26 protein-coding genes and 1 pseudogene are annotated in these 22420 nt (G+C 59.1%); 6 read left to right on the forward strand and 21 right to left on the reverse strand.

The window, feature by feature from the left end; translation table 11 throughout:
• On the reverse strand, window positions 1-780 hold the full coding sequence (locus JJD66_RS15180) for an IclR family transcriptional regulator (RefSeq protein WP_054897733.1): 780 nt from the start codon (window positions 778-780) through the stop codon (window positions 1-3).
• Between the two features lie 120 nt (window positions 781-900).
• On the opposite strand from JJD66_RS15180, the gene hmgA reads away from it, so the two are divergent.
• The 4 genes from hmgA to JJD66_RS15200 all read left to right on the forward strand — a co-directional run bounded on the left by hmgA (window position 901) and on the right by JJD66_RS15200 (window position 5691).
• The gene (gene hmgA, locus JJD66_RS15185; protein ID WP_200648494.1) at window positions 901-2184 is read left to right on the forward strand and encodes a homogentisate 1,2-dioxygenase; all 1284 of its coding nucleotides are present in this window, start codon (window positions 901-903) and stop codon (window positions 2182-2184) included.
• Window positions 2185-2187: 3 nt separating this feature from the next.
• A complete protein-coding gene (gene fahA / locus JJD66_RS15190) occupies window positions 2188-3474 on the forward strand; it encodes a fumarylacetoacetase (protein WP_054921080.1) in 1287 nt (428 codons plus the stop codon).
• A 12-nt stretch (window positions 3475-3486) separates the two neighbouring features.
• Window positions 3487-4122 carry a maleylacetoacetate isomerase gene (gene maiA / locus JJD66_RS15195; protein ID WP_198714884.1) on the forward strand — a complete coding sequence of 212 codons (636 nt, stop codon included), beginning with the start codon at window positions 3487-3489 and terminating at the stop codon, window positions 4120-4122.
• Between the two features lie 252 nt (window positions 4123-4374).
• Window positions 4375-5691, forward strand: coding sequence for an MFS transporter (locus JJD66_RS15200; protein ID WP_057976134.1), 1317 nt, complete (start codon window positions 4375-4377; stop codon window positions 5689-5691).
• A gap of 99 nt (window positions 5692-5790) precedes the next feature.
• Here the strand turns inward: JJD66_RS15200 and JJD66_RS15205 are convergent, their stop codons facing one another.
• Entirely contained in the window at window positions 5791-6594 is an 804-nt protein-coding gene (locus JJD66_RS15205) for a SirB1 family protein (RefSeq protein WP_200648495.1), read from the reverse strand.
• Between the two features lie 188 nt (window positions 6595-6782).
• On the opposite strand from JJD66_RS15205, the gene JJD66_RS15210 reads away from it, so the two are divergent.
• Window positions 6783-7802 (forward strand): Glu/Leu/Phe/Val dehydrogenase family protein, encoded by a 1020-nt coding sequence (locus JJD66_RS15210; RefSeq protein ID WP_200648496.1) that lies wholly within the window; start codon window positions 6783-6785, stop codon window positions 7800-7802.
• A 55-nt stretch (window positions 7803-7857) separates the two neighbouring features.
• Here JJD66_RS15210 and JJD66_RS15215 read toward each other — a convergent pair whose 3' ends face one another.
• The gene (locus tag JJD66_RS15215) at window positions 7858-8118 is read right to left on the reverse strand and encodes a YebG family protein (RefSeq protein ID WP_003188807.1); all 261 of its coding nucleotides are present in this window, start codon (window positions 8116-8118) and stop codon (window positions 7858-7860) included.
• A gap of 286 nt (window positions 8119-8404) precedes the next feature.
• Here JJD66_RS15215 and JJD66_RS15220 point away from each other — a divergent pair, with 286 nt between their 5' ends.
• The gene (locus JJD66_RS15220) at window positions 8405-8893 is read left to right on the forward strand and encodes a phosphate-starvation-inducible protein PsiE (RefSeq protein WP_200648497.1); all 489 of its coding nucleotides are present in this window, start codon (window positions 8405-8407) and stop codon (window positions 8891-8893) included.
• On the opposite strand, the gene JJD66_RS15225 is transcribed toward JJD66_RS15220, so the two are convergent.
• The 18 genes and pseudogenes from JJD66_RS15225 to JJD66_RS15310 form a co-directional block, all read right to left on the reverse strand.
• Window positions 8890-9207, reverse strand: a complete 318-nt coding sequence (locus JJD66_RS15225; protein WP_200648498.1) for a DUF3509 domain-containing protein — start codon at window positions 9205-9207, stop codon at window positions 8890-8892. The two genes, JJD66_RS15220 and JJD66_RS15225, sit on opposite strands and share 4 nt — an antisense overlap.
• A gap of 277 nt (window positions 9208-9484) precedes the next feature.
• Window positions 9485-10117, reverse strand: a pseudogene (locus JJD66_RS15230) (HAAAP family serine/threonine permease); the annotation flags it as partial.
• Window positions 10118-10580: 463 nt separating this feature from the next.
• The gene (locus JJD66_RS28490) at window positions 10581-11189 is read right to left on the reverse strand and encodes an HNH endonuclease signature motif containing protein (protein WP_200648499.1); all 609 of its coding nucleotides are present in this window, start codon (window positions 11187-11189) and stop codon (window positions 10581-10583) included.
• A 951-nt stretch (window positions 11190-12140) separates the two neighbouring features.
• The gene (locus tag JJD66_RS15240; RefSeq protein WP_200648500.1) at window positions 12141-12740 is read right to left on the reverse strand and encodes an HNH endonuclease signature motif containing protein; all 600 of its coding nucleotides are present in this window, start codon (window positions 12738-12740) and stop codon (window positions 12141-12143) included.
• 287 nt (window positions 12741-13027) lie between these two features.
• On the reverse strand, window positions 13028-14107 hold the full coding sequence (locus JJD66_RS15245; protein ID WP_200648501.1) for a hypothetical protein: 1080 nt from the start codon (window positions 14105-14107) through the stop codon (window positions 13028-13030).
• A gap of 133 nt (window positions 14108-14240) precedes the next feature.
• The gene (locus JJD66_RS15250) at window positions 14241-14684 is read right to left on the reverse strand and encodes a hypothetical protein (protein WP_200648502.1); all 444 of its coding nucleotides are present in this window, start codon (window positions 14682-14684) and stop codon (window positions 14241-14243) included.
• 204 nt (window positions 14685-14888) lie between these two features.
• Entirely contained in the window at window positions 14889-15224 is a 336-nt protein-coding gene (locus tag JJD66_RS15255; protein WP_200648503.1) for a hypothetical protein, read from the reverse strand.
• A gap of 90 nt (window positions 15225-15314) precedes the next feature.
• Window positions 15315-16328 carry a hypothetical protein gene (locus tag JJD66_RS15260; RefSeq protein ID WP_200648504.1) on the reverse strand — a complete coding sequence of 338 codons (1014 nt, stop codon included), beginning with the start codon at window positions 16326-16328 and terminating at the stop codon, window positions 15315-15317.
• Between the two features lie 97 nt (window positions 16329-16425).
• Entirely contained in the window at window positions 16426-16644 is a 219-nt protein-coding gene (locus tag JJD66_RS15265; RefSeq protein ID WP_200648505.1) for a hypothetical protein, read from the reverse strand.
• Between the two features lie 101 nt (window positions 16645-16745).
• Window positions 16746-16967 carry a hypothetical protein gene (locus tag JJD66_RS15270; protein WP_200648506.1) on the reverse strand — a complete coding sequence of 74 codons (222 nt, stop codon included), beginning with the start codon at window positions 16965-16967 and terminating at the stop codon, window positions 16746-16748.
• A 149-nt stretch (window positions 16968-17116) separates the two neighbouring features.
• On the reverse strand, window positions 17117-17656 hold the full coding sequence (locus JJD66_RS15275; RefSeq protein ID WP_200648507.1) for an HNH endonuclease: 540 nt from the start codon (window positions 17654-17656) through the stop codon (window positions 17117-17119).
• A 311-nt stretch (window positions 17657-17967) separates the two neighbouring features.
• Window positions 17968-18480 carry a hypothetical protein gene (locus tag JJD66_RS15280; RefSeq protein ID WP_200648508.1) on the reverse strand — a complete coding sequence of 171 codons (513 nt, stop codon included), beginning with the start codon at window positions 18478-18480 and terminating at the stop codon, window positions 17968-17970.
• Window positions 18434-18814, reverse strand: a complete 381-nt coding sequence (locus JJD66_RS15285; protein WP_200648509.1) for a Rha family transcriptional regulator — start codon at window positions 18812-18814, stop codon at window positions 18434-18436. The genes JJD66_RS15280 and JJD66_RS15285 overlap by 47 nt, the downstream gene beginning before the upstream one ends.
• A gap of 364 nt (window positions 18815-19178) precedes the next feature.
• The gene (locus tag JJD66_RS15290) at window positions 19179-19508 is read right to left on the reverse strand and encodes a hypothetical protein (protein WP_170059214.1); all 330 of its coding nucleotides are present in this window, start codon (window positions 19506-19508) and stop codon (window positions 19179-19181) included.
• 159 nt (window positions 19509-19667) lie between these two features.
• Window positions 19668-19934, reverse strand: a complete 267-nt coding sequence (locus tag JJD66_RS15295) for a hypothetical protein (protein WP_170059213.1) — start codon at window positions 19932-19934, stop codon at window positions 19668-19670.
• A 51-nt stretch (window positions 19935-19985) separates the two neighbouring features.
• Window positions 19986-20333, reverse strand: a complete 348-nt coding sequence (locus JJD66_RS15300) for a hypothetical protein (RefSeq protein WP_170059212.1) — start codon at window positions 20331-20333, stop codon at window positions 19986-19988.
• Window positions 20334-20573: 240 nt separating this feature from the next.
• Window positions 20574-20873, reverse strand: a complete 300-nt coding sequence (locus tag JJD66_RS15305) for a hypothetical protein (protein ID WP_200648510.1) — start codon at window positions 20871-20873, stop codon at window positions 20574-20576.
• On the reverse strand, window positions 20870-22258 hold the full coding sequence (locus tag JJD66_RS15310; protein WP_200648511.1) for a tyrosine-type recombinase/integrase: 1389 nt from the start codon (window positions 22256-22258) through the stop codon (window positions 20870-20872). The genes JJD66_RS15305 and JJD66_RS15310 overlap by 4 nt, the downstream gene beginning before the upstream one ends.
• Window positions 22259-22420 lie beyond the last annotated feature (162 nt).

Raw genomic sequence — 22420 nt, forward strand, 5'->3', positions numbered from 1 at the left:
TCAGGGCTGATAGCCCATCCGCCAACTCACGGCCCGGGTCGCCGCCAGCAAGTGCTGCGCCGCCGGGCCATCTTCATCGGCATGGAACAGCGAGGTTGGGCCGACCACGGTCATCACCGCCGCGACTTGCCCGACCGCATTGAACACCGGCGCCGACAACGCATCCACGCCGGGCATCAGCAGGCCATGTACAAAGTGCAGGCCGCGGCTGCGGATTTGCTCGCACACGCTGGCATAGGCCTGATCGTCCGCCAAGGTGTGAGCGGTGCCGGCTTGAACCTCGCGTTCGCGCAGCTCCACGGTTTCCCGCGACGGCAAGTAGGCGCTGAACACCAGCCCGGTGGACGAGCTGAGCAGCGGCAACACCGAGCCCAACTGCGTCACCACGGTGACGGCGCGCACTGCCGGCTCAATCTGCACCACGGTCGCGCCCTGGTTGCCCCACACCGCCAGAAAGCAGGTTTCATTCAACTCATCGCGCAGTTCGGCCAGGGGCATGGCGCCGACTTTCAACACATCCATGCTGCCCAGCGCCGCCAGCCCTACGCGCAACGCTTCGCGGCCCAGGCCGTAATGGTTGGTGGCGCTGTTCTGTTCGGCAAAACCCGAGGCGATCAGCGCCTGCAAATAGCGGTGGACCTTGCTCGCCGGCATCTGCACATGCTCGGCCAGGCGTGACAGCGAGGTGGCCGGGGACAGTTCGGCCAGGGCCTTGAGAATATCGGTGCCGACTTCCGCCGAGCGGACTTTCTGTTTACCGGTGTCGCGGGGCTTTTCCATGGAAGGGCGAGAATCCGAGAGATGAATGGGCGTCTTTATAGCTTGACGGTCGACAGTGATCAAATTACGTTATGCGTAACTGGATTACGATAAAAACAACTTCTGCACAGAGGAAGATCCATGGACCTCGAATACCTGTCGGGTTTCGGCAACGAATTCGCCAGCGAAGCCTTGCCTGGCGCGCTGCCGGTCGGCCAGAACTCGCCGCAAAAAGCCCCCTACGGGCTCTACACCGAACTGTTTTCCGGCACCGCCTTCACCATGGCGCGTAGCGAAGCCCGGCGCACCTGGCTGTACCGCATCCAGCCGTCCGCCAATCACCCGGCGTTCGTCAAACTTGCGCGGCAATTGGCCGGTGGCCCGCTGGGGGCGGTGACGCCCAACCGACTGCGCTGGAACCCGCTGGATATTCCGAGTGAACCCACGGACTTTATCGATGGACTGGTCGGCATGGTTGCCAACTCGGGGTCGGAAAAACCTTCGGGCATCAGCATTTATAACTACCGCGCCAATCGTTCCATGGAGCGCGTGTTCTTCAACGCCGACGGCGAGTTGCTGATCGTGCCGGAGCAGGGGCGCTTGCGCATCGCCACCGAACTGGGCGTGCTGGATGTCGAGCCGCTGGAAATCGTCGTGCTGCCCCGTGGCCTCAAGTTCCGTGTCGAACTGCTGGACGCGCAAGCCCGCGGCTACGTCGCTGAAAACCATGGCGCCCCGCTGCGCCTGCCTGACCTGGGGCCGATTGGCAGCAACGGCCTGGCTAACCCGCGCGATTTCCTCACGCCCGTCGCCCGTTACGAAGACCTCAAGCAACCGACCACGCTGGTACAGAAATTCCTCGGCGAACTGTGGGCCTGCGAGCTGGATCACTCACCGCTCAACGTGGTCGCCTGGCACGGTAATAACGTGCCGTACAAATACGACCTGCGTCGCTTCAACACCATTGGCACGGTGAGTTTTGACCATCCGGATCCGTCGATCTTCACCGTGCTGACCTCGCCCACCAGCGTGCACGGCCTGGCCAACCTCGACTTCGTGATCTTCCCGCCGCGCTGGATGGTGGCCGAGAACACCTTCCGGCCGCCGTGGTTCCATCGCAACCTCATGAACGAATACATGGGCCTGATCCAGGGCGCCTACGATGCCAAGGCCGAAGGCTTCCTGCCGGGCGGCGCCTCGCTGCACAGTTGTATGAGCGCCCACGGCCCGGATGGCGAAACTTGCACCAAGGCCATCAATGCGGACCTGGCGCCGCACAAGATCGATAACACCATGGCCTTCATGTTCGAGACCAGCCAAGCGCTGCGTCCGACCCAGTTCGCCCTGGAGTGCCCCCAACTGCAACCTGCTTACGACGCGTGCTGGGCCGCGCTGCCCGCCACCTTCAACCCGAACCGGAGATAACCCATGACTCAACCAACGCAGACCCGCAGCTGGGTGGCCTCGGCCAACGGTCACGCGGATTTCCCCCTGCAAAACCTGCCTCTGGGCGTGTTCAGTATCAACGGCTCGGCCCCGCGCAGTGGCGTGGCGATTGGCGACATGATCCTCGACCTGCACGCCGCGCTGGATGAGTTTGACGGTGACGCCCGGCGCGCCGTCGAAGCCACTGCGGGCGGGCAGTTAAACGCGTTTTTCGAACTGGGCCGTGGGCCTCGCGTTGCCCTGCGCCAGCGCCTGCTGGAACTGCTGGCCGAAGGCAGCAAGCTGCAAACCCGCGAGGCGCAAGTGCTGCACCGTGCCGCCGATTGCCAGATGCACCTGCCGGCCAAAATCAATGACTACACCGACTTCTATGTCGGCATCGAGCACGCGCAGAACGTCGGCAAATTGTTCCGCCCCGATAACCCGCTGTTGCCGAACTACAAGTACGTGCCGATTGGTTACCACGGCCGTGCCTCGACCATTCGTCCCTCGGGTACAGAGGTGCGACGCCCTAAGGGCCAGACCTTGCCAGCCGGTCAGTCCGAGCCGACCTTTGGCCCATGCGCGCGCCTGGACTATGAGTTGGAGCTGGGCATCTGGATCGGCCAGGGCAATGCCATGGGCGATGCGATTGCCATTGGTGATGCCGCCGAGCATATCGCCGGTTTCTGCCTGCTCAACGACTGGTCGGCGCGGGATATCCAGGCCTGGGAGTACCAGCCGCTGGGGCCGTTCTTGTCGAAAAGCTTTATCACCAGCATCTCGCCGTGGGTGGTGACTGCCGAAGCCTTGGAGCCTTTCCGCAAAGCCCAGCCGCCGCGCCCTGAAGGTGATCCGCAACCGCTGCCTTACCTGTTGGATAAGCGTGATCAGAACGCGGGCGCCTTTGATATCGAACTGCAAGTGCTGCTCACCACGGCCTCGATGCGTGAGCAAAACCTGCCCGCCCATCGCCTGACCCTGAGCAACACCGAGCATATGTACTGGACCGTGGCGCAAATGGTGGCGCACCACAGCGTCAATGGCTGCCAGTTGCAGGCGGGTGACCTGTTTGGTTCGGGCACATTGTCTGGCCCGCAGCCGGGGCAGTTCGGCAGCCTGTTGGAAATTACCGAAGGCGGCAAGAAGCCGATTGAATTGGCCTCTGGCGAGGTACGTAAATTCCTTGAAGACGGCGACGAAATCATTCTGCGTGCCCGTTGCAGCCGCGAGGGCTTTGCCTCCATCGGCTTCGGCGAATGCCGCGGTACCGTGGTCGCGGCGCGCTGAGAGGGCAGGGCCATGGAACTCTATACTTACTACCGTTCCACCGCGTCGTATCGAGTACGTATTGCCCTGGCCCTCAAAGGCCTGGATTTCACCGCGCTGCCGGTCAACCTGCTGGTGCCGGCAGGCGGCGCCAACCGCCAGCCTGAATACCTGGCGATCAACCCCCAAGGGCGCGTGCCGGCATTGCGTACTGATGAAGGGGCGTTGCTGATCCAGTCACAGGCGATCATTGAGTACCTGGAAGAGCGTTATCCACAGGTGCCGATGTTCTCCAGGGATTTGGTCGCCAGGGCTCATGAGCGGGCGGTGGCGTCGATCATCGCCTGTGATATCCACCCGTTGCATAACTCCAGCACCCAGAACTTGCTGCGCAAGTGGGGGCACGATGAGGCGCAATTGCTGGAGTGGATCGGGCACTGGATCAGCCAGGGCCTGGGCGCTGTGGAGCAGTTGATTGGCGACACAGGGTTTTGCTTTGGCGAGCAGCCGGGCTTGGCCGATGCGTTTCTGATCCCGCAGTTGTATGCGGCCGAGCGCTTCAAGGTGCCCTTGGCGGCATACCCACGCATTGGGCGGGTGGCGGCGTTGGCGGCCCAACATCCAGCCTTCGTGCAGGCCCACCCCGCCAATCAACCTGACACCCCCTAGGACCCCTGTGGGAGGGGGGAGGCCCCAATGCCGTTCAGTTAAGCGAGCGCAATGCTCACAGCCATGAAGATCAAATGTGGGAGCCGGCTTGCCTGCGAAAGCGTTAGTGCACTGGCAGATGCGGTGACTGACACACCGCCTTCGCGGGCAAGCCCGCTCCCACAGGGGATTCGCGCTTAACGGACTGGCATTGGGGTAAACCCCTGCCACATTTGATCGCGCCAACCTAATAAAAAATAAAGGTACCTTGCGATGCACAATCAGATTGCCAGCTTTCGTGCGGCACTCGACGCCCGTCCGGTGTCGCGCTACCAATGGTTGATTCTCCTGCTGCTGGCACTGCTACTGGTCACCGATGGCTATGACGCTCAGGTGCTGGGCTATGTAGTGCCGGCGCTGGCCCAGGATTGGGGCCTGGAAAAGTCCGCGTTTGGCCCCGTGTTCAGCGCCAACCTGCTGGGCCTCACCCTGGGCTCGCTGCTGGTGACACCGCTGGCGGATCGGTTTGGCGTGCGACGTATTCTGTTGGCGTGCGTGCTGATCTACGCCAGCCTCACGGTACTGATGGTGTTCGCCAATTCTCTGACCACGTTGATGGCGGCGCGGTTTATCTGCGGCATTGGCATGGGCGGCGCGATGCCCAGTGCCATGGCATTGATGTCTGAATATTCGCCGCCGCGGATGCGCACCTTGATGGTGACCCTGGCGGCCTGCGGCTTCTCGTTCGGCGGCGCGGCAGGCGGCTTTGTGGCGGCCGGGTTTATCGATGGTTTTGGTTGGCAGGCGGTGTTCCTGGCGGGTGGTGTGACGCCGCTGCTGCTGTTCCCGTTCCTGGTGTGGCTGTTGCCCGAATCCTTGCCACGCCTGTTGCGCGATGCGCCGCCGTATCTGCGTTTGCGCAAAGTCACGGCGCGGATGCTGCCCGATTGGCAACCGCCACCGGCGACCGAAGCTGAAAACTTGCAGGAGCAAGGCAGCAAACTGACGGTGGTGGAGCTGTTTCGCAACGGCTATGCGCGCCCGACGCTGCTGATCTGGGCGACTTTCTTTGTCAGCCTGATCCTGCTGTATTTCATGATCAGTTGGTTGCCGTCGCTATTGCTCGAAAGCGGCCTGGCGTTGAACGAAGCCAACCTGGTCACCTCCATGTTCCTGTTCGCCGGCACCTTGGGCGCCATCCTCATGGCCTGGTTTGCCGACCGTCTGAAAAGCAAAGTGCGGTTACTGTCCGGCGTGCTGGCGGCGGCAGCGCTGTGCACCATCCTGCTGGGCTTGAACCACGACAACCCACGCTACCTGGTGGCTTGCGTGTTTGCAGCAGGGTTCTGCATCATCGGCGGGCAACTGACCCTCAATGCCTTCGCGAGTAACTTTTACCCGGCGCAGGTGCGCGCCACCGGCACGGGCTGGGCGTTGGGTGTGGGGCGGTTCGGGTCAATTCTGGGGCCGCTGTTTGGCAGCCTGTTGTTGGCGATGCATATACCGGTCGAGCAGATTTTCTTCTTCTGCGCGATTCCGGCGGTGATTGCGGCGCTGCTGATTATTCAAGTGCGGGCGCCTTCACTGTAGGAGCGAGCTTGCTCGCGAAGGCCGCAAGGACAGCGCGTTAAACCAGGATGCCTGCGTTATCGTTGACGTTCTTCGCGAGCAAGCTCGCTCCTACAGGGGTCAGTGCATCACTGAGTTGGGCGGCAGGTGCCCTAGCCGTTCGGTCAGGCGCAGGCGCTGGATCGGGTCGTCGCTGAGCAGCAGGGCGTGTTCCAGGTCGAAGCGTTCGGCGCTGGGGCAGTCCAGGCGTTGATACAGGCTGGCCCGCGCCAGGTAGTCGGAGGCGCTGGCGTTGCCCAGTTCCAGTACGCGCTCGGCGTCCACCAGGGCGGCCAGTGGCTCGTCGTTGGCAAGGTAGAGTTGGCGCAGGTTGCGCGACAGCCGTTGCAGGATGGCCCGTGGCTCGGCGGTCAGCAGGTGATCGGCCTGCAATTTCAGCTTCGCCCCGTACTGGCGCGCCAGCAACTCGCGACAGTCGTTGGGGTACAGGCGCCGGCCGCCGCAAGGGTCCAACAGGTGATCGGCTCCCGGTACCCGCAGCAGGAAATGCCCGGGGAAGTTCACGCCGACCAGGGGGATATCCAGGCGCCGTGCCATCTCCAGTGCGATCAGGCCCATGGCCAAGGGTTGCCCGCGTTTGCGTTGCAGCACTTTGTCCAGCAGCGCGGCGGCGGGGCGCAACGGCGTGTGGTCATCCTGGGCAAACCCCAGGTCATTCATGCGCCGCAGCAGCGGCTGGCCGAGTTTATCCGCCGGTAGCAGGGGCATGCCCAGGCTGACCTGTTGTTGTAGCGCGCCAAGGTCGTGCAGGATCAACGCCGGCTGCAGGCTGGCGTCATGCTCGGCAGCAATCCACAGCGCGGCTTCAAACAGCGCGGGGGGTGAACGGTCCAGGCAGGCGAAAAAGGCGGTGCGGGGATTCATCGAGTTCTCCGGCGTATGCCTCCGTTTTAGCCTTGCTACGAATTTTCGTCCAGCATCTTGAGAGATAATCCCACGCGCTTATGTCGTAGATCCCACGAAAACGCGCGGCTTATTCCCGCGCAATCCAACAGTTTTCTGCCGCAAGCCTATACTTGGCCCACTACCAGAAGTGATTCGGGAGCCCATTGATGTTTGCGCTCATGCACAGCACCCGCCTTGAATCGCTGCACCTGAGCGTTGATCTGGTGACCGGCTTGAAGGCGATCATCGCCATCCACAACAGTCGCCTGGGCCCAGCGTTGGGTGGCTGTCGTTACCTGGCTTACCCTAACGACGAAACCGCCGTGGCCGATGCCGCGCGCCTGGCGCAAGGCATGAGCTACAAAGCAGCGCTGGCCGGGCTGTCGGTGGGCGGCGGCACGGCGGTGATCATTCGCCCCGTGCACGTGGAAAGCCGTGCGGCGCTGTTCGAGGCGTTTGGCCGTTGTGTGGAAAAACTCGACGGCCGCTTCATCACCTCGATCGACAGCGGTACCTCGGTCGCCGACATGGACTGCATCGCCCAGAACACCCGCTTTGTCACCAGCACCACCGCCGCCGGCGACCCCGCGCCCCATGCCGCCATGGGGGTGTTCGCCGGTATCCGCACCACCGCCATGGCGCGCCTGGGCAGCGACAACCTCGAGGGCCTGCGCGTGGCGGTGCAGGGCCTTGGCAACGTCGGTTATGCCCTGGCCGAACAACTACACGCCGCCGGTGCTGAGCTGCTGGTCAGCGACATCGACCACGGCAAGGTGCAACTGGCCATGGAGCAATTGGGTGCCCACCCGATTGCCAACGACGCCTTGCTCAGCACGCCCTGCGACATCCTCGCACCGTGCGGCGTCGGCGCCGTATTCAACCGTAACAGCGTCGGCCAGTTGCGTTGCGCCGCCGTGGCGGGTTCGGCCAGCGCACAACTGACCAACCTGGACATCGCCGACCAATTGGAAGGCCGCGGCATCCTCTACGCACCGGACTATGTGATCAACTCTGGCGGGCTGATCTACGTCGCCCTCAAACACGCCGGCACCGACCTGCCAGGCATCACCGCGCATCTGTCGAACATCGGCAGCCGCCTGACCGAAATCTTCGCCCACGCCCAAGCCGAAAAACGCTCCCCCGCACGGGTGGCCGATGAGCTGGCCGAACGCCTGCTGTACAAATAGGCCAGGCATTAAAAAGGCCCTGAATCCATGATTCAGGGCCTGTTCAATTCGGGTTTTACTCCGCCGCCGGGTTCAGCAACTCGGACAATGCGTCCGGTTGGCTCTTGAACGCCTTGGCAAATACATCGCGGTTCTTCGCCATGTAGATCCCGGCTTCTTCTACCTGCTGCTCGCTCAACGACGGCACGGCTTTTTGCAACACCTCTGCCAGCAACTCAGCGAGTTCAAGCATCTTGTCATGACGGTCAGCTTCGGCTTTATCCATGAACAAACGCTCCAGATCTCGGCTGCTGCGGTATACCACTTCGACGGCCATTCACCACCTCACATGCCTTCACGATAGTTGTCTTTTGCGACTACTGTATTTATATACAGCTAAAAGGATAAGCCAAACGTCGGGGTTTGGGTAGTAGGTTTTTAATGTAGTTGGGAAATGGGGGTTTGCTACAGCGCAAACGCTCACTCTGGTAAGGGCTCGGATTTCTGTGCCTCATGCCACCGAGCCATCATCTCATGGCAGTGCTGGCCTTTTTTCTGCATGCAGAACAACCGTCACGTCCACCCCGCATTATCCGGTCGATCCGACCTAAGGAAGCATCATCGTGAAAATCAATTGGGCCGAAAGGCTGCGTCAGCAAGTACACGGGCTGGCCGAGTCGCTGGGTAATCTGTTTGTCGAGTCGTTCCATTACCTGGCGCTGTTCGCCATTGGTGCGGTGACCGCCTGGGCAGCGGTGATGGAATTCCTGGGGATGCTGGAGAACGGGCACATCAAGATCGATGACATCTTGCTGTTGTTCATCTACCTGGAATTGGGCGCCATGGTCGGAATTTACTTCAAGACCAACCACATGCCGGTGCGCTTCCTGATCTACGTGGCGATCACTGCGCTCACGCGTTTGCTGATCTCCAACGTGTCGCACCACAACCCGCCGGACGTGGGCATCATCTACCTGTGCGGCGGCATTTTGCTGTTGGCGTTTGCGATCCTGGTGGTGCGCTACGCGTCGTCGGCGTTCCCTTCGGTGAAGGTCGAAAGCCCGCGTCGCAAGGGCGAGGCGAGCCTGGAGACCGAGAAGGACGAGCTTTAAAGCCCGACGCTGAAGGGTAGGGTACGGGCGGGCGGTCGCTGCAGGAGTTTGTGGCTGTCGCCGTCCGTCATCAGTTCCAGAATTTCCACGGCGCTATGGCCCTGCTCGATGGCGATGCCGAACTGGATGCTTTGCACCAGGCGCCTGAGGCGCTGCGGGTCGTTGCGCTGTTCGGCGCTGATCATGCGCTTGGCCACCACGCCGGCCTCGTCAGAGAGGGTGAGCATGATGCTGCCGTCCAGCCGTTGGATGCTCAGGTTGACGCGGTATTGGGGGCTGAACGTGTCGGTGATGATCTGAAAAGGATTGTCCATGGTGCGTTACCGCCTGATAAGAACATGCAGTCATTGACGGCCGGTGTCGGGATTAGTTCGCATTGCCTGACCACTGGCCAAATTCCGTTTTCCTCAAAAGTTCTACAGCAAAGGGCGTGCCGTACAGCGATTTACCCGGCATAGATATTCAATTGTGGGAGCGGGCTTGCCCGCGATTGCGGTGTATCAGCCAACAAATACTTGGCTGAAGGACTGCATTCGCGAGCAAGCCCGCTCCCACATTTTTTGTGCTGTTTTTGGAGATCAGTGAGCTAATTCAGGGCATCACGGAAAAAACGATCGCAGACAGCGCAATCAGCCCGATCACCACCACAAATACATTCGATGCCTGGCCTGAATACTGGCGCAAAGATGGCACTCGGCGGATGGCGTACATCGGCATCAGGAACAGCAGGCACGCGATGATCGGCCCGCCCATGGTTTCGATCATGCCCAGGATGCTCGGGTTGAAGGTGGCCACGGCCCAGCAGGTCAGCACCATGAACAACGCGGTGCAGCGTTCCAGCCATTTGGACGACATTGAACGGTTGCGCCCACGCAGGGATTTGACGATCAGCCCCTGGAAGCCTTCGCTGGCACCAATGTAGTGACCCAGGAAGGATTTGGTAATCGCCACCAGCGCGATCAACGGTGCGGCGTAGGCAATCACCGGCGTCTGGAAGTGGTTGGCCAGGTACGACAGGATCGAAATGTTCTGCGCCTTGGCGGCGGCCAGGTCAGCCGGTGACAGCGCCAGCACGCAGCTAAAGCAGAAGAACATCACGGTCAGCACCATCATGCCGTGGGCGGTGGCCAGGATGCCGCTGCTTTTGCGCTCGGCCTGGGCGCCGTAGACGCGCTTCTGGTCCACGGCGAAGGCGGAGATGATCGGCGAATGGTTGAACGAGAACTACAGCACAGCAGGAGAGGACCCATTAAGCCAGGACCTACAGGCACCGTCAAGGACCTTTGTGACAGTGTTGGCACAGTGTTGTGACAATGACTCATGGTCTCAGGGTCATCCGTGGGTCACCTCAAGGGCTCAGTGAGGACACAGCATGGTCACCTCATGGTCAACCTCAAGGGCTCAGCCTCCAGGGAATCCCAGGGCTTTTACGCGACACGACACACAGGCGCGATGAAGATCACGCCCAGGCGCCATAAGGCTCAGGCACACGGGTGCCCACCGGGGGTACACGCACAGGTGGTAGTTATGACATGGGGTCGGACATTTTTCTGTCATTTTTTGGTTGACCCTTAATCCCCAAGGTGATCCTAAAGGAACCTCGACGGACGTTACCGGATAACATTACATTGAGCTAACGCCCTCAAGTCCCCACAAAGGAGAACTCAAAGACGTTATAGTGTAACACTTAGGGCCAGCCTTCATCGGGGCCCATTACGGCCTCTATCGGGAGCTGACAATAGAACCCAGCAAGTGAGGCTGAGTCTGGTCCGTTACGCTCTGTGAGCCACGCATGGGCAGCCTCTGAGGCAGCGTTAAGCCACTCTGAGGAGTCGTCAAGATGCGCGTATCGGCATGGCATTAGGTAGACATCGCGGCCCCTCCCAGGGCTGTCACTATGGGCCCGTGTTCGGCACTGCATTAGACCATTAGCCTTGATGCTCACCAGGGGAGGAAGAAAGCACAGGTCACGGTTCTTTAAGCGCTGCTGTGAGTTGACTTTATTGGTGACAGCCTCTAACAGCTCAGGGTGGTTATCCTTGGTCACCGCGTCCTTATGGTGGACTGGTAACGGGTATGGGTCATAACCATTGTGGAGAGCAAACACTACACGGTGTACAGGGTATGCCACCTTATTGACTATGACTGTCCCATAGCCATCGCTACGTATCGACCCACGAGCTTTACCCGTGCGGGCACATGCCAACCGTGTAGGGCTCTGTAGGTCAATCCGTAGGGCACCTCTCAGTGCCTCAAGGTCCAGGCGTTTAGGTAGGGTTTGTTTCGATGTGTTCATAGTCGGTGTTCCTTTTGGTTTGGACCTTATGGCCGACCTCCTTGAGACCCACAGACGCCCACCGAGGGCAGCCGCAAGGTTCCATAAGGTCCAAACCAAAAGAGTCTGTGAGAGTTCATTACGTGTCAGGCGGTCGGGCCATAGCGTAACGGTTGAGACAAAAGAGTCCTGGGCCAATGAGGGGACCCAGGGATTCTAAAGGAGATAGTGAGCTGTCTGATAAGACTCACTGGTCTTGACGACTATCACAGCCATGCTCCCACAGGGAGACCAGACCACCACAATCTGTTGACCACCACAGTCAAAGAGAGAGCATAGGGATAGACGTCAAGCCACTAAGGCCTAACAGGGGACAGCAAGGGAACAGCTTAAAGGAGGTGATGCTTATCAGCAATAATCACCAACCAATGAGGAGACCATAGAGGAGCCTTTAAGGGTCTCTCTCAGTCATGGGTGAGGTGTGAACCTAAAGATACCTTTAAGGTAAGGCTCAGTGAGGAATCATTAAGGGACCCATAGGGGGGGGTCTCTCCTCTCTCTCCTTAGTGAGGGAATCCGGGATTGAGATATTGACGCCATGCCTCTGACACTGTGACGACAATCTGACACACCCTAAGGTGACCACAAAGGGCCACAGCTCAGGGTCTGTCAGGTCATCACACAGCGGCCACAAGGTTGACCCATGGGGCAGTCAGTACAGCAGCGGCAACGGTAGTGCCTACCTCAGCCAGGACCTCACGGACCAGCTCAGCGACCAACTCAAGGAGCCCGTCAGGGATCGTTAAGCCAGCCAGTAGGGCCACAGTACCGACCAAGCGCCAGAAGGCTTTAGTCTTGAGGGTCGCCACAAGGACAACCTTTAGGGTTTCACGTTTCACAATGGCACCTCCTTTGCGATTCGATGCAGACCCGTGGCCTAACATTCGTATCGGTCGAGAGGGTCCACGGTGTTTAGGGATAGCCCTCGGTTGGACCTAAGATCGCCTCAATGGGCAGGTGGCTATAGAAGCTGGCAACGGTAGGACTATCCGGCCCGTCACGCTCTATGAACGCAGCCAGGGCCTTGGCGCACATGTCGTTAAGCCTCTCTGAGGAGTCATCACGGTCGGCCTTGAAGCTCGGGCAGATAGACACCAGTGGCCCACGGATCTCCTGAGAGGGTCGGTAACATGCCCGGATCATTCCCTTAGCGTTCTGTGTGATGCCTACCGGATACCAGATAGACCGGCCTTTCTTGCCTTGGTGACGTAGGTTAAGGGCCTGGGTGATTGCTTCAAGGTTGCCTATACGGTTGTTGCTTGGGTCTTGGTCAATATGGTTTACCACCAGACCGGGACCAATAAGGCCATGGGTCAGCGTCCACACAATGCGGTGAACTGGATAGGTGATGTCGTGTAGCTTTACTTTCCAATAGCCACCATCGTTAAGGCTCCCAGCGATACCGCCATTAATCCAACGGAGACCCGAAAGGCTCTCAGGGTCCACCACAAAGTTTTCTTTGCAGAGGTCGAGGGGAATGGGTCGAGGGTTCGTTAAGCTGTAGCGTGTCATTGTCGTGACTCCTTTTGATTGCTCCCTGAGTTCGCTCCCACAGTCCAGCACAGAGACCCACGACAAGGGTTCTGGATGTGGCACAGGAAGCAATCAGAAAGACTCTGTGAGGTAATGCCCAGCGACGGGCGATAGGTGAAGCGTGTGAGCTTCGATAGACCCTCTAAGCCTCCTTGAGTGAATCCAAGAGATTAGAGTTTTGGTGAAACCTTATCCCTTAAAGAGACGGCTCAGAGGGTCTATCGAAGCCCACAGGACCCGCTAAGGCCCTGTAGGTTGTTCGGGTGTTACTTGTCTTCCAACTCGATAAGAGTCACGACAGGGTATTTCACGGTCTCGGTTTGCAAGCGCTCAGAGGTGTCCTCAGGGTTTTCAATCTTGAGGCGCACCATAGCGTTAGCCACTACGTCAGCTACGCCGCTGATCTCAATGTCATAGCCTTGGACGCCAGGGGCACGGGTCACATGAGTGGTCCAAATGTCGCCATCGCGTTGTTCACGGAAAGACAGCATTGCGAAGGCATTCGGGATCATGAACACCAGACCTTTCGGCCCGCCATGATATTGCACTCCCGCGCCGATCAACTCAGACACGTCCTCTACGCCAGCACGTTGTGCAGCGCGATCAAGAGTAGGACCCATGCTGATTGGGAGCATGTAAGTGAAGTCATCCAGACCCGAACCGAAAGCGGTGTCTACGTTTACGGCCAGGATGTCTATGAGGTCTTCCGCAACTTCACGAGGAGCGCCCTTAGGCATAGAGGCCTTGACCTTACGCAGGTTGGCAGTCTTAGCCAGGATCTTAGCCACGACTGTATTGCACTGTACTTGGAAGTCAGTCAGCAACTTGACCACAGTTTGTTCGGCACCGTTGGAAGTGAAGCCACCAATGACGTTGGCGTCCAGCACGGTCAGACGGGTCGAGAACAGAGCGGCAGTGCTGCAAGGCTCAGAGAACAGGAAGTCGCCAGCGATGGCCTTACCCTTGGTGACCACTTGCGAACGGTCATACAGGGAGGTGCGTGGGTCGAATTCGATGTCGCGGCTTTCCAGCAAGGCGACTTGTTGAACGGTCGGCTCGGTGCCAGCAGGGCGGAACTCACAGGAGATATTTTCCTCGGCAGCTTCGCGCCAGTCGTCGCTGTTCAGGTAGACGTTAATGCAGTTTTGCAGGAAGGCCACATAGTCCAGCTCGTTAGGTGCAGCACCTTGACGCACACGGCTGTCACTGAAACGGGCCACGGTGGAACCCTCGACGACCGACTCAACGTGCATACGGTCAGGCATAGCGAAACGGTCACGGGCGTCACGGTGGTCGGTGTTGCGGTTAACGGTGCCAGTGGTTTGGGTCATGTTTACTTTAGACATTTGATGGATCTCCTTTAGGGAATCAATAGGGTCTCGCCCTGGGCCTTTGTGGTCAGGGTCGATAGGTTGTCTTGCAGGTGTTCTTGACGGTCCTTGAAGGGCCCACAGGGGACCCCTCACAGGGACTCAAGGATTAAATCCAGGTGTCGTTTTCGTCATAGCCCATCAGGGCACGGCCACCACCACTACGGGCAGCGCGGATAGATTGACCATGGGCACGGATCTTGGCCTCTTTGGCCTCACGCTCAGCCTTCTTACGGGCGATTGCCAGAGGGTCGCAAGCCTCGCTCATTTGGCGGTTACGCTCAGAGAAGAACTCAGCATCCTTACGGCGCTTGGCTTCCTCGCGGGCGATCTCGGCGCGCTGGATAGAGACCTTGCGGTACTCCTCAGCGAAGGCTTTAGGCGACAAGCCAGCGGCCTCATACTGGTCACAGATTTCGGTCATGCGGTCAATGTTGCGACCACAGGCAGCGAACAAGCCGGACAGCATCACGCCCTCGGCAAACTCCTTGCTGACCTCCTGGCCTTGGACTTCGTATTTGGTTTCGGACAGACGAACGATGTTGAGTTTCATGGTGGAATTTCTCCTTTGAATGATGGTGATAGGGTCAGAGTGTCCCGCGCCGCTGGCCTATGGTTGGTCAGACTCACGCTGTGCTGTGCTGTTGAAAGGCACAGACTCATTGAACGGGACGGCTCTATCTCTCCTTAGTGAGGTGACACGGGATTGAGATACAGCCTCAGGATTGAATGCCCATTGAGGGCTCTTGAAGCTCGGTCACTGTGCTGTCAGTGCTACGACCTTTGCCATGTGTCCAGGCTTACGGACCACAGCGGCCAGCATTAAGCCAATCGCCGGGGAGACCAGAAGGGTTTCGTAGCGGGCCTTTGAGGCGTTGAGGTAGAAACCATGCTCGGCCACTACGTCACCAGGGAAGGCCGGGTGTGGGCTGGTCAGGGTCCAACGGAAACCGCCCAGGTGTTCGGATTTGGTCACGGTGCCGGACTCCTCAAGGTTGTTCAGGATGATCTCAGCGCGGTCCTTGACGGTCCGGTGTTCACCGCCCAGGGCGATGGCGATAGCGTGGGTTGCGGTCATGCTTGCAGTTGTCATAGTGGTTCTCCTATGGGAAGTCGATAAGGTCCCGCCCAGGCTCACAGGGAGCCCAGGAAGGTCAGGTGTGTGGTTACTTTAGGGTGACCCTCAGATACGACCCTTGGCGGTGTTGTCAGGGTCTTGGAACATGAGGGACCCGTGGGTCAGTGGGATGCGCAGGTGGGCACACAGGATGCCAGCAAGGTCGATGCCTTGTTCTACCAGACGCTCAAAGCGCTCAACGGTACGGATGCCGATACGGGTCCGCATATCAGCCAGGACAGCGGGAGCGTCAAAGGTCACACGCTTGGCCTCAGGGTCCCAGGTACGGAACTCACAGCGGCGGTTGTTGTAGCGAATGCGCATGTCGATGAATGGAAGGCGGGCAGCCGGTGGGAATTCTTCATTGATGGCCTGTAGTTCGGCCTCGGTGATAGTGGTCACTGATTCGCGGTCCTCTTTGAGTTGTTCAGCACGGGCCAGCTCGGCGCGCTCAAACGTGGTTAGGTCGATCCCTTCAAGGTCATCCTCAAGGGCAAACACAATGTCAGCCGGGTCGAAGCTGAATTTCTCGCCAGTGGCAGGGCGGTACACAATGACCGACCCATTAGCACGGGGCTCACCCTTGAGGGCCTTCCCGGTGCGGACAGAGCGCAGGCCTGTAGGGCTCTCAGGGTCCAATGCCCAAAGGGTACGGCAGACCTCAATAGGAGGCAGGCCAATAGGCAACGCTCGGGCGGCTGCTCGGCGCTGGTCAAGGATGGTCTTAACGCGGCTCAGACCGTGGCCTTTAAGGGCCTCAGGGTTCGCCTCATAGAAGTCAGCCCACATCGTCATAAGGCGGCTGACCTCAACGCTTGCCCCAATGGTTCCCACAAGGGTGGCAGCGCTCAGGTGTTGGGCAGTAGGCAGGGCCTTGTAACGCTCTACCAGCTCGCTCAGCGGTTCCTCTGTGCTGGTCAACCATTCGACCCAGGCGGGCAGGTCATCAGCGTTGAGGTCAGCGGGAATCGGTCGAGCCGGGATCGTCAAGACACTGGCACGGATGCTCGCCTTTAGGTCGGCGTATGCCTCAGCGGTCAGGATAGTCGGTGCTTGGGTGGTGGTGGTCTCCGTAGTCATGGTGGTGGTCTCCTTGGTGTTAATCATAAAAGTGTGTCGGGTTGTGCCCTCACAGTTCGGTGGTGGTGATGGTGTGCTGTAACCTTAGTGAGGGTTTCTATTCCTCAGTGGCCTTGAGGGCTTCCTTTCGGGCCTCACGGGCTTTCGCCTCGCGTACCTTCTTGGCCTCACGGCGACGACCCTGGGTCACCTCAAAGTGTTCCCGGATTTCCTCCAGGGTGTGGCCTTGCAGGTCCAGGGACAGCCACGTATGCAGGTGGTAACGCTGGGTCTTGGTCAGGATGGTCGGCACCTTGGGTGCGTGGTAGGCGCTCATTGCTGGTCGCCCTTGCCGATCATGCGTTGAGCCAGGGAGGTCATAGCGGTTTCAGTGTGTACGGTCATGGTGGTGGTTCTCCTGTGTTGGTTGTGGGTCCCTTACTGGGCGTCTTTGCGCAGTGCGTTGAAGACCTCAAGGGAGCGCTCAGGGGCGACCAGCTCGGCAACGGCCATCGCCTCAGCACGGGTCAGTGTGTCGGTCCCTTCTGGCAGCTCAGGGAGGGCCTGAGAGATTGCCTTGAGGGTGTCGGTGTGGCTCAGGCGCAAGGCCACGGCCAGGGATACGGTGGTGTCTGTACGGCGTTCGGTGTGGGCGGTCATGGTGGTGGTTCTCCTTTCGGGTCTGTGAAAATTTCTGTGAGTTTTTGGTTAGTCCGGGTGTGTGTCCCTTCCTCATCTGGTGAGGGGTTTTGTTCCAGGGTGGTACTTATCTCCCCTTATAGGTGAGGGCACACGGGATTGACCCAGGCTCACGGCCAGCCCTCGGCGGGACCCATTACGGCCTCTATCGGGAGCTGACAGTAAAAGCTGGTCAGGTTGGCGAACTCGCCGTGTTCCTCAAGGATCGCCTCAAGGGCAGCACGACACATTGCGTTGAGCTGGGTGCTGTCATGGTCACGGTCAAGGATGAAACTTTTGCGCAGGTTGTAGCCTTCGACACAGCCAGTCACGCGCCCGGTCTTGGCGTTGAGGTAGACCCCTTTCGGGAAGAATGCGCCACGGCCTGGGGTGTTGCGGGCGTTCTGGCGATTGGTGGCGGCTCGTAGGTTGCTGGCCTTGTTGTTGCCTGGGTCACCGTCCTTGTGGTCGATGTATAGGCCCTGTGGGTCGGTGCCGGTGGTGAGTGCATACACGACCCGGTGAACTGCCAGCCCTTGGAATGACCAATAGCCATCGGGGCGCTGGGTGCCTACGGGTTGACCTTCAAGGGTCGCAAGGCCCGAAGGGCTCAGAGGGTCAACCTTGAGGGAAGCGGAAAGGGTCTTAACGTCGATCTGAATGTTCTGCATGGTGGTGGTCTCCTTGGTGTCTGTGTGGTGGTCTCCTGGGTTGCCCTATGGTGTGGGCCTTAGAGGTGCGTGGTGGGCCCTGGGCGGTTGCTCAGTGGTCCCTTAAAGGTTGCTCAGTGGTGCTGGTCAATCTGTGGTCGATAGACCCAGGCTCTAAGCTCAGAGGGTCTTAAAGGTCTCTTAGAGGTGGGATTGCTTGTCAGCAAATAACTCCCATCACAAAGGGTCTCAGAGAGGATCTTTAGCTTGTGTCCTCATTGAGTCGGTGCCCTTAGAGGTCGGTCCTTAGGGTTTATTATCTTGTGTCCGCATTAATCCGCGAACGCATCGGCGCCCAGGTCCAGCCGTAGCTGTGCCATCTGGTCAGGTGCTGATTGTGTGGCCGGGACGGTGACCCGCTCGTGGTCTTCAAGGTCGCCCATAGCAGCCCTCAGCCACTTAGGCCGGGACCTCATAAGCGGTTGCATTGCGACCTCAAGGGCATTGAGATAACGCCGCGCCATCCTTGCGGACAGGCCCAGGTGGGCGCCTATGGTCTCCGTTGAGAGAACGTCAAGCGCTTCGATCAGTTCATAAAGGGTCTTGACGGGTAGCTGTTTGGTCCCGCCGTGGTCCAGCCTTGCGACTCCTGAAAGGATGTCCTCAGACCAGCGGTCATAGCGGTCCTGAATGTCCAGGTGACCACAGAAAGGGTTCTTGATTATCGTCGGCACGGTTCCTCGCTTAGGGTTCTCAGGGACAAGGCGAAGGCCTGTCAGGTAGTCGGCCCGGTCGAATTCATCGGCCAGGGTGTGGAGTAGTTCGGTGGTGGTGTGGTGGGTCATGGTGGTGGTCTCCTGGGTCGGTGGTCTCCGTTGGTTGTGAGTGGTTTTGCGGGCAGCCGGTGATGATGGTGAAGACCATTTGCTTATTGAGGATCAGCATACGGCGCTCAGCGTTCCGGCCATCCGTATACGTGGCCTCGGTCGCACCGAACTGTGTATTAATTGAACACTCTCCAGATTTGGAGTGAGTGCCCTGGGCTGCATCAGCCTTTAGCCGGGATGATTGAATGGCTTGGATAGCTCTATCAACGTCCCGCAGGATGTGACCGTGTTGCTTGCCGGTCATGGCTGCAATTTCAACGCTGGTCATTGTGATGGTCTTGAGGTCGGTCATGTTGGTGGTCTCCTGGGTCGATTGGATTGTCTGTAGCCTTAGTGAGGGTTTCTGTTCCGACCTCCCAGGCGCAGCCCATCAGGACCCATTGAGGGAACCGACAGGGCAAGCGTTGAGGAGGTGCCAGGGAGACGTGGTGTCTATCCTGTATAGGTGAGGGGTTTTAATCCCAGGTCTCTCAATGACCCTTTCCATCTGTCTATACACGCACGCATGTAGGCCCGCGCGGTCATCTATTGGGCCCTCAGAAACGGCAAAGCCCCAGGCAGTCACGCCCAGGGCTCTCAATATGGTGTCGCTGTGTTGATTGTGCAGGCCTATGGCCCTGGGTCTCTCTTAGATTTCAGCACAGAGCGCCTTAGGGTCACCCTTTAAGGGCCTCAACGATTGCCGCTGTGTCTCCTGGGTGTCTCGCTCTCAGGACAAGCGCGGTGAGGACCATCCGGCCCAGGTCCAGGGTCACGCCAGGGCGCCGCAGTGAATCCAGATAGACCCGCTCGGCGGCCTCAAGGGTTCCTCTGTGGTCATGCCATTGGTGCAGGCCCTCACCGTCCACAGTCTTGACCAGCAGGCCCAGGCCTTCAAGCTCTGTCAGGGCAGCCAGCAGGCTCACCTTGAGGTCAACGTGTCGCCGCTTGGGTGTGGCCTTGGCGATGGTCACAGAGTCTGTCAGGAGGGTGGTGTCGGTGGTCATGGTGTTGGATACCTGGGCGGTGAGAACAAGAAGGCCCGCATCATACAGCAGGCCTCTTAGGTGGTCAGTGGGTGGTCAGCAGGTTTTGTACTCGGTCGCCCAGGTAGAGGACGCCGCCAAGGATCGCCATAGACCCTAAGGTCCAACCCACATAGGCCATCATGGCGTCACCTCAACGGCCACAAAGACCGACCGAAGGGAATCACATGGGGCGATAGTGAAGGCAGCGTGACCCTTACGGTGGGTCTCACGGAACAGCTCAAGGCAGCGCTTAGCGTTCTCGGGGCGGGTCAGGTTGTCGAGGTGCCCGGTCACGGCCATGGAATCACGGCCAACGTGGTTAGGACCTTGGGCGACCCAGGCGAAGCCATCACGGGTCAGCTTGCAAGTCAGGGTGATGGTCAGCTTGTCAGTGGTGAGGATCATTGCGCGTCTCCTGTGAGGGCCCCTTGTGAGAGCCCTGGCGGTCGGTGTGGGTTAGCAGAAGTTCTTGAGGGCATGGTCAGCGCGGGAGCTTTGGTGCCACAGAGGGGCGTCACCCTCAGAGACCAGTGTCCCGATACGGCGACCTTTGCGGACCTGCATCACGTACAACCCTTGGGCCTCATAGACAGAGGTCACAAGCCAGCCGGTCGCCAGCCACACGTCAAGGTGGGTGAACAGAAAGAACTTGTCCGCGTGGTCCTTGACGGAGACCTCATAGGTCAGGCCTGAGGGCATGCCATAAATCTCATGGGTTGCCTGGGTGGCGTTCTCGGTGAAGCCTGGGCGCAGTGTTGCGACTGGGGATTTAGGAGCGGCTTGGGTTTGTGTGGTGGTGGTCATTGTGTGGCTACCTTGTGAGGTGTGTGGTTAGGAGTCGTCAAGGCACAGGCCTCCTCACACACTGTCAACGAGTTTTACTCACACACCTAAAGTTTCTCACAGGGACCTAAACGACAAAGGCCCGACCAGTCCCACAACGGGAACCAATCGAGCCTTTAAGGGTGACGCTGTGATGATTCTGTAGGGCTATGCCCCTGTCAGTTCCTCAGAATGAAACGTGGAGCGCCCTTTGTGGTGCCGTTAGGTCCAGCTCCCAGGCTTTGCCTCAGTGGTCGCCCTTTGGGCCAGGGTCTCAGCGTCACGTTGTGCCAGGAACTCAAGGACCTCAGCCGCTAAGGCGTCCTCCTCGGGTCCCTTGGGCTCAAGGCTGTACCAGTGGTTAAGGAGTTGCACCGTGTCTACAGCAGCCTCATAGCGGACCCTCAATAGGTAGCCTTGGCGGTAGGCGTCTCGGTGCTTCTTGTAGGCCCGCCATAGATGAACAGCGCCAGCATAGGCCAGCAGCCCCAGGACCACGCTCACACTGATAGTCGGGCTCATTGGGTCACCGCCTGGGTCATCCCGTGGGCAACGGCCAGGGCATCCCTCAGGGCCTCAAGGTCAGCCACTGCACTACGTCCGTAAAGGTCCCAGGTAATGACGCCCGAGGAGTGCCCCAGGATCGCCTGTGCGTGTTCCAGCTTGACCCCTTGAGACTTCATAGCGGTAGCCAGGGAGTGGCGCAGGGAGTGCAGGACCAGGGCCTTGTCATCCAGACCGTGGAAGGTCCGTAGCTTGGCGTTAATGGCTCGCCCTGTGTTGTGGGTCACGTTAGGGAACAAGCGACCACCAGCAGGCAACCCAGCGACCACCTCAAGGAAGGCCTCAAGGTTGAACCCATGGGCAGCAACGAGCGGGACCAGTCGAGCGCTTGAGCGGTTCTTGAGAGACTTGTGGGTCTGGTCTTCATTGATGTCGATCACCAATACACCGGCCACCTCACGGACATCCTCCTTGGTCAAGGTCAGGATCTCATTGAGTCGGGCCCCGGTGATGGTTGCCAACTGAATGACCGTCGAGGTCTCGCTATGGTCCTCTGTGGCCTGGGTCATCACGTCCACTACCTGGGCCTCAGTGAAGGCCTTACGGTCTGAGTCTGCATCACGTTTGAACTTGAGACCCTTGGCATAGTGACGCTCAATGGTGCCTGTATTCACAGCCCACTCAAGGACCGTCTGTAGGGTTGATAGCATCTTGTTAACAGTGGCGTTAGCCCTGCTCTCATTGAGGTCAGACTTTAAGGTGGTCATGTCGTCCCGCGTGTGGGTCATCATGTCGGTATCGCCCAGGGCAGCGCTCAGCCCGTTGAGGGTCGCATTGAGCCCCTTTAGAGTGGTGGCCTTTACGTTGCCTGAGTGTTCCTTTAGGTAGGCCTTAGAGAGGTCCTTGAAGGCCACCGTTAGGGCCTGGGTCTGAGTGGAAGACTCAATGGAAGACTCAATGGAAGACTCAATGGAAGACTCAATGGAAGACTCAATGATCCCTTTAGGGTCGAATCCCTTTACAGATTGAGTGACCCAGGGACGCAAACCCACAGGCTCCCCAGGGAGACCAGCTTGAGGACCTGAGAGGTCCCGAAGGAGTCCATTGAGAGGCTTTAGGTTTCCATTCAGGCGACTTAACGCACCGTCTACAGCAGTGATCGCAGTATCCAGGCCATGGCTCTGTAAGGGGCTCATAGAGGCTGTCATAGCGTGACCTCTCAGGTCGGCCTTAAGATCCTGATAGACCATGCCATAGCTTTGCATAGGGTCACCGCTGTGGTCAGCCTCAAGGGCCTCAATAGCAAACGAACGGATAGCCTCACGGATCTCCTCCCAGGTCGCCCCAGGGTTGTCGAGGTGGAAGCCCTTCAAGGCGTTGCGTAGGTCCTGTGAGGTGGTCATGGCTTGGCTCCTGTCAGTGGTCCGCAAGGATACCGCATGGCCCTTCAAGGAGCCTACAGGACGTAACCGCATGTAGTAGACCCCATGCCTACGGTAGTAGTAAGGCGAGCTTAGAGGAGTTGTGACAGTGGTTGTGACAGGGTGGGCAGTGTTGGTGCTGGT

Source organism: Pseudomonas sp. MF6751 (assembly GCF_016613265.1).
Classification (GTDB): Bacteria; Pseudomonadota; Gammaproteobacteria; order Pseudomonadales; family Pseudomonadaceae; genus Aquipseudomonas; species Aquipseudomonas fluorescens_BV.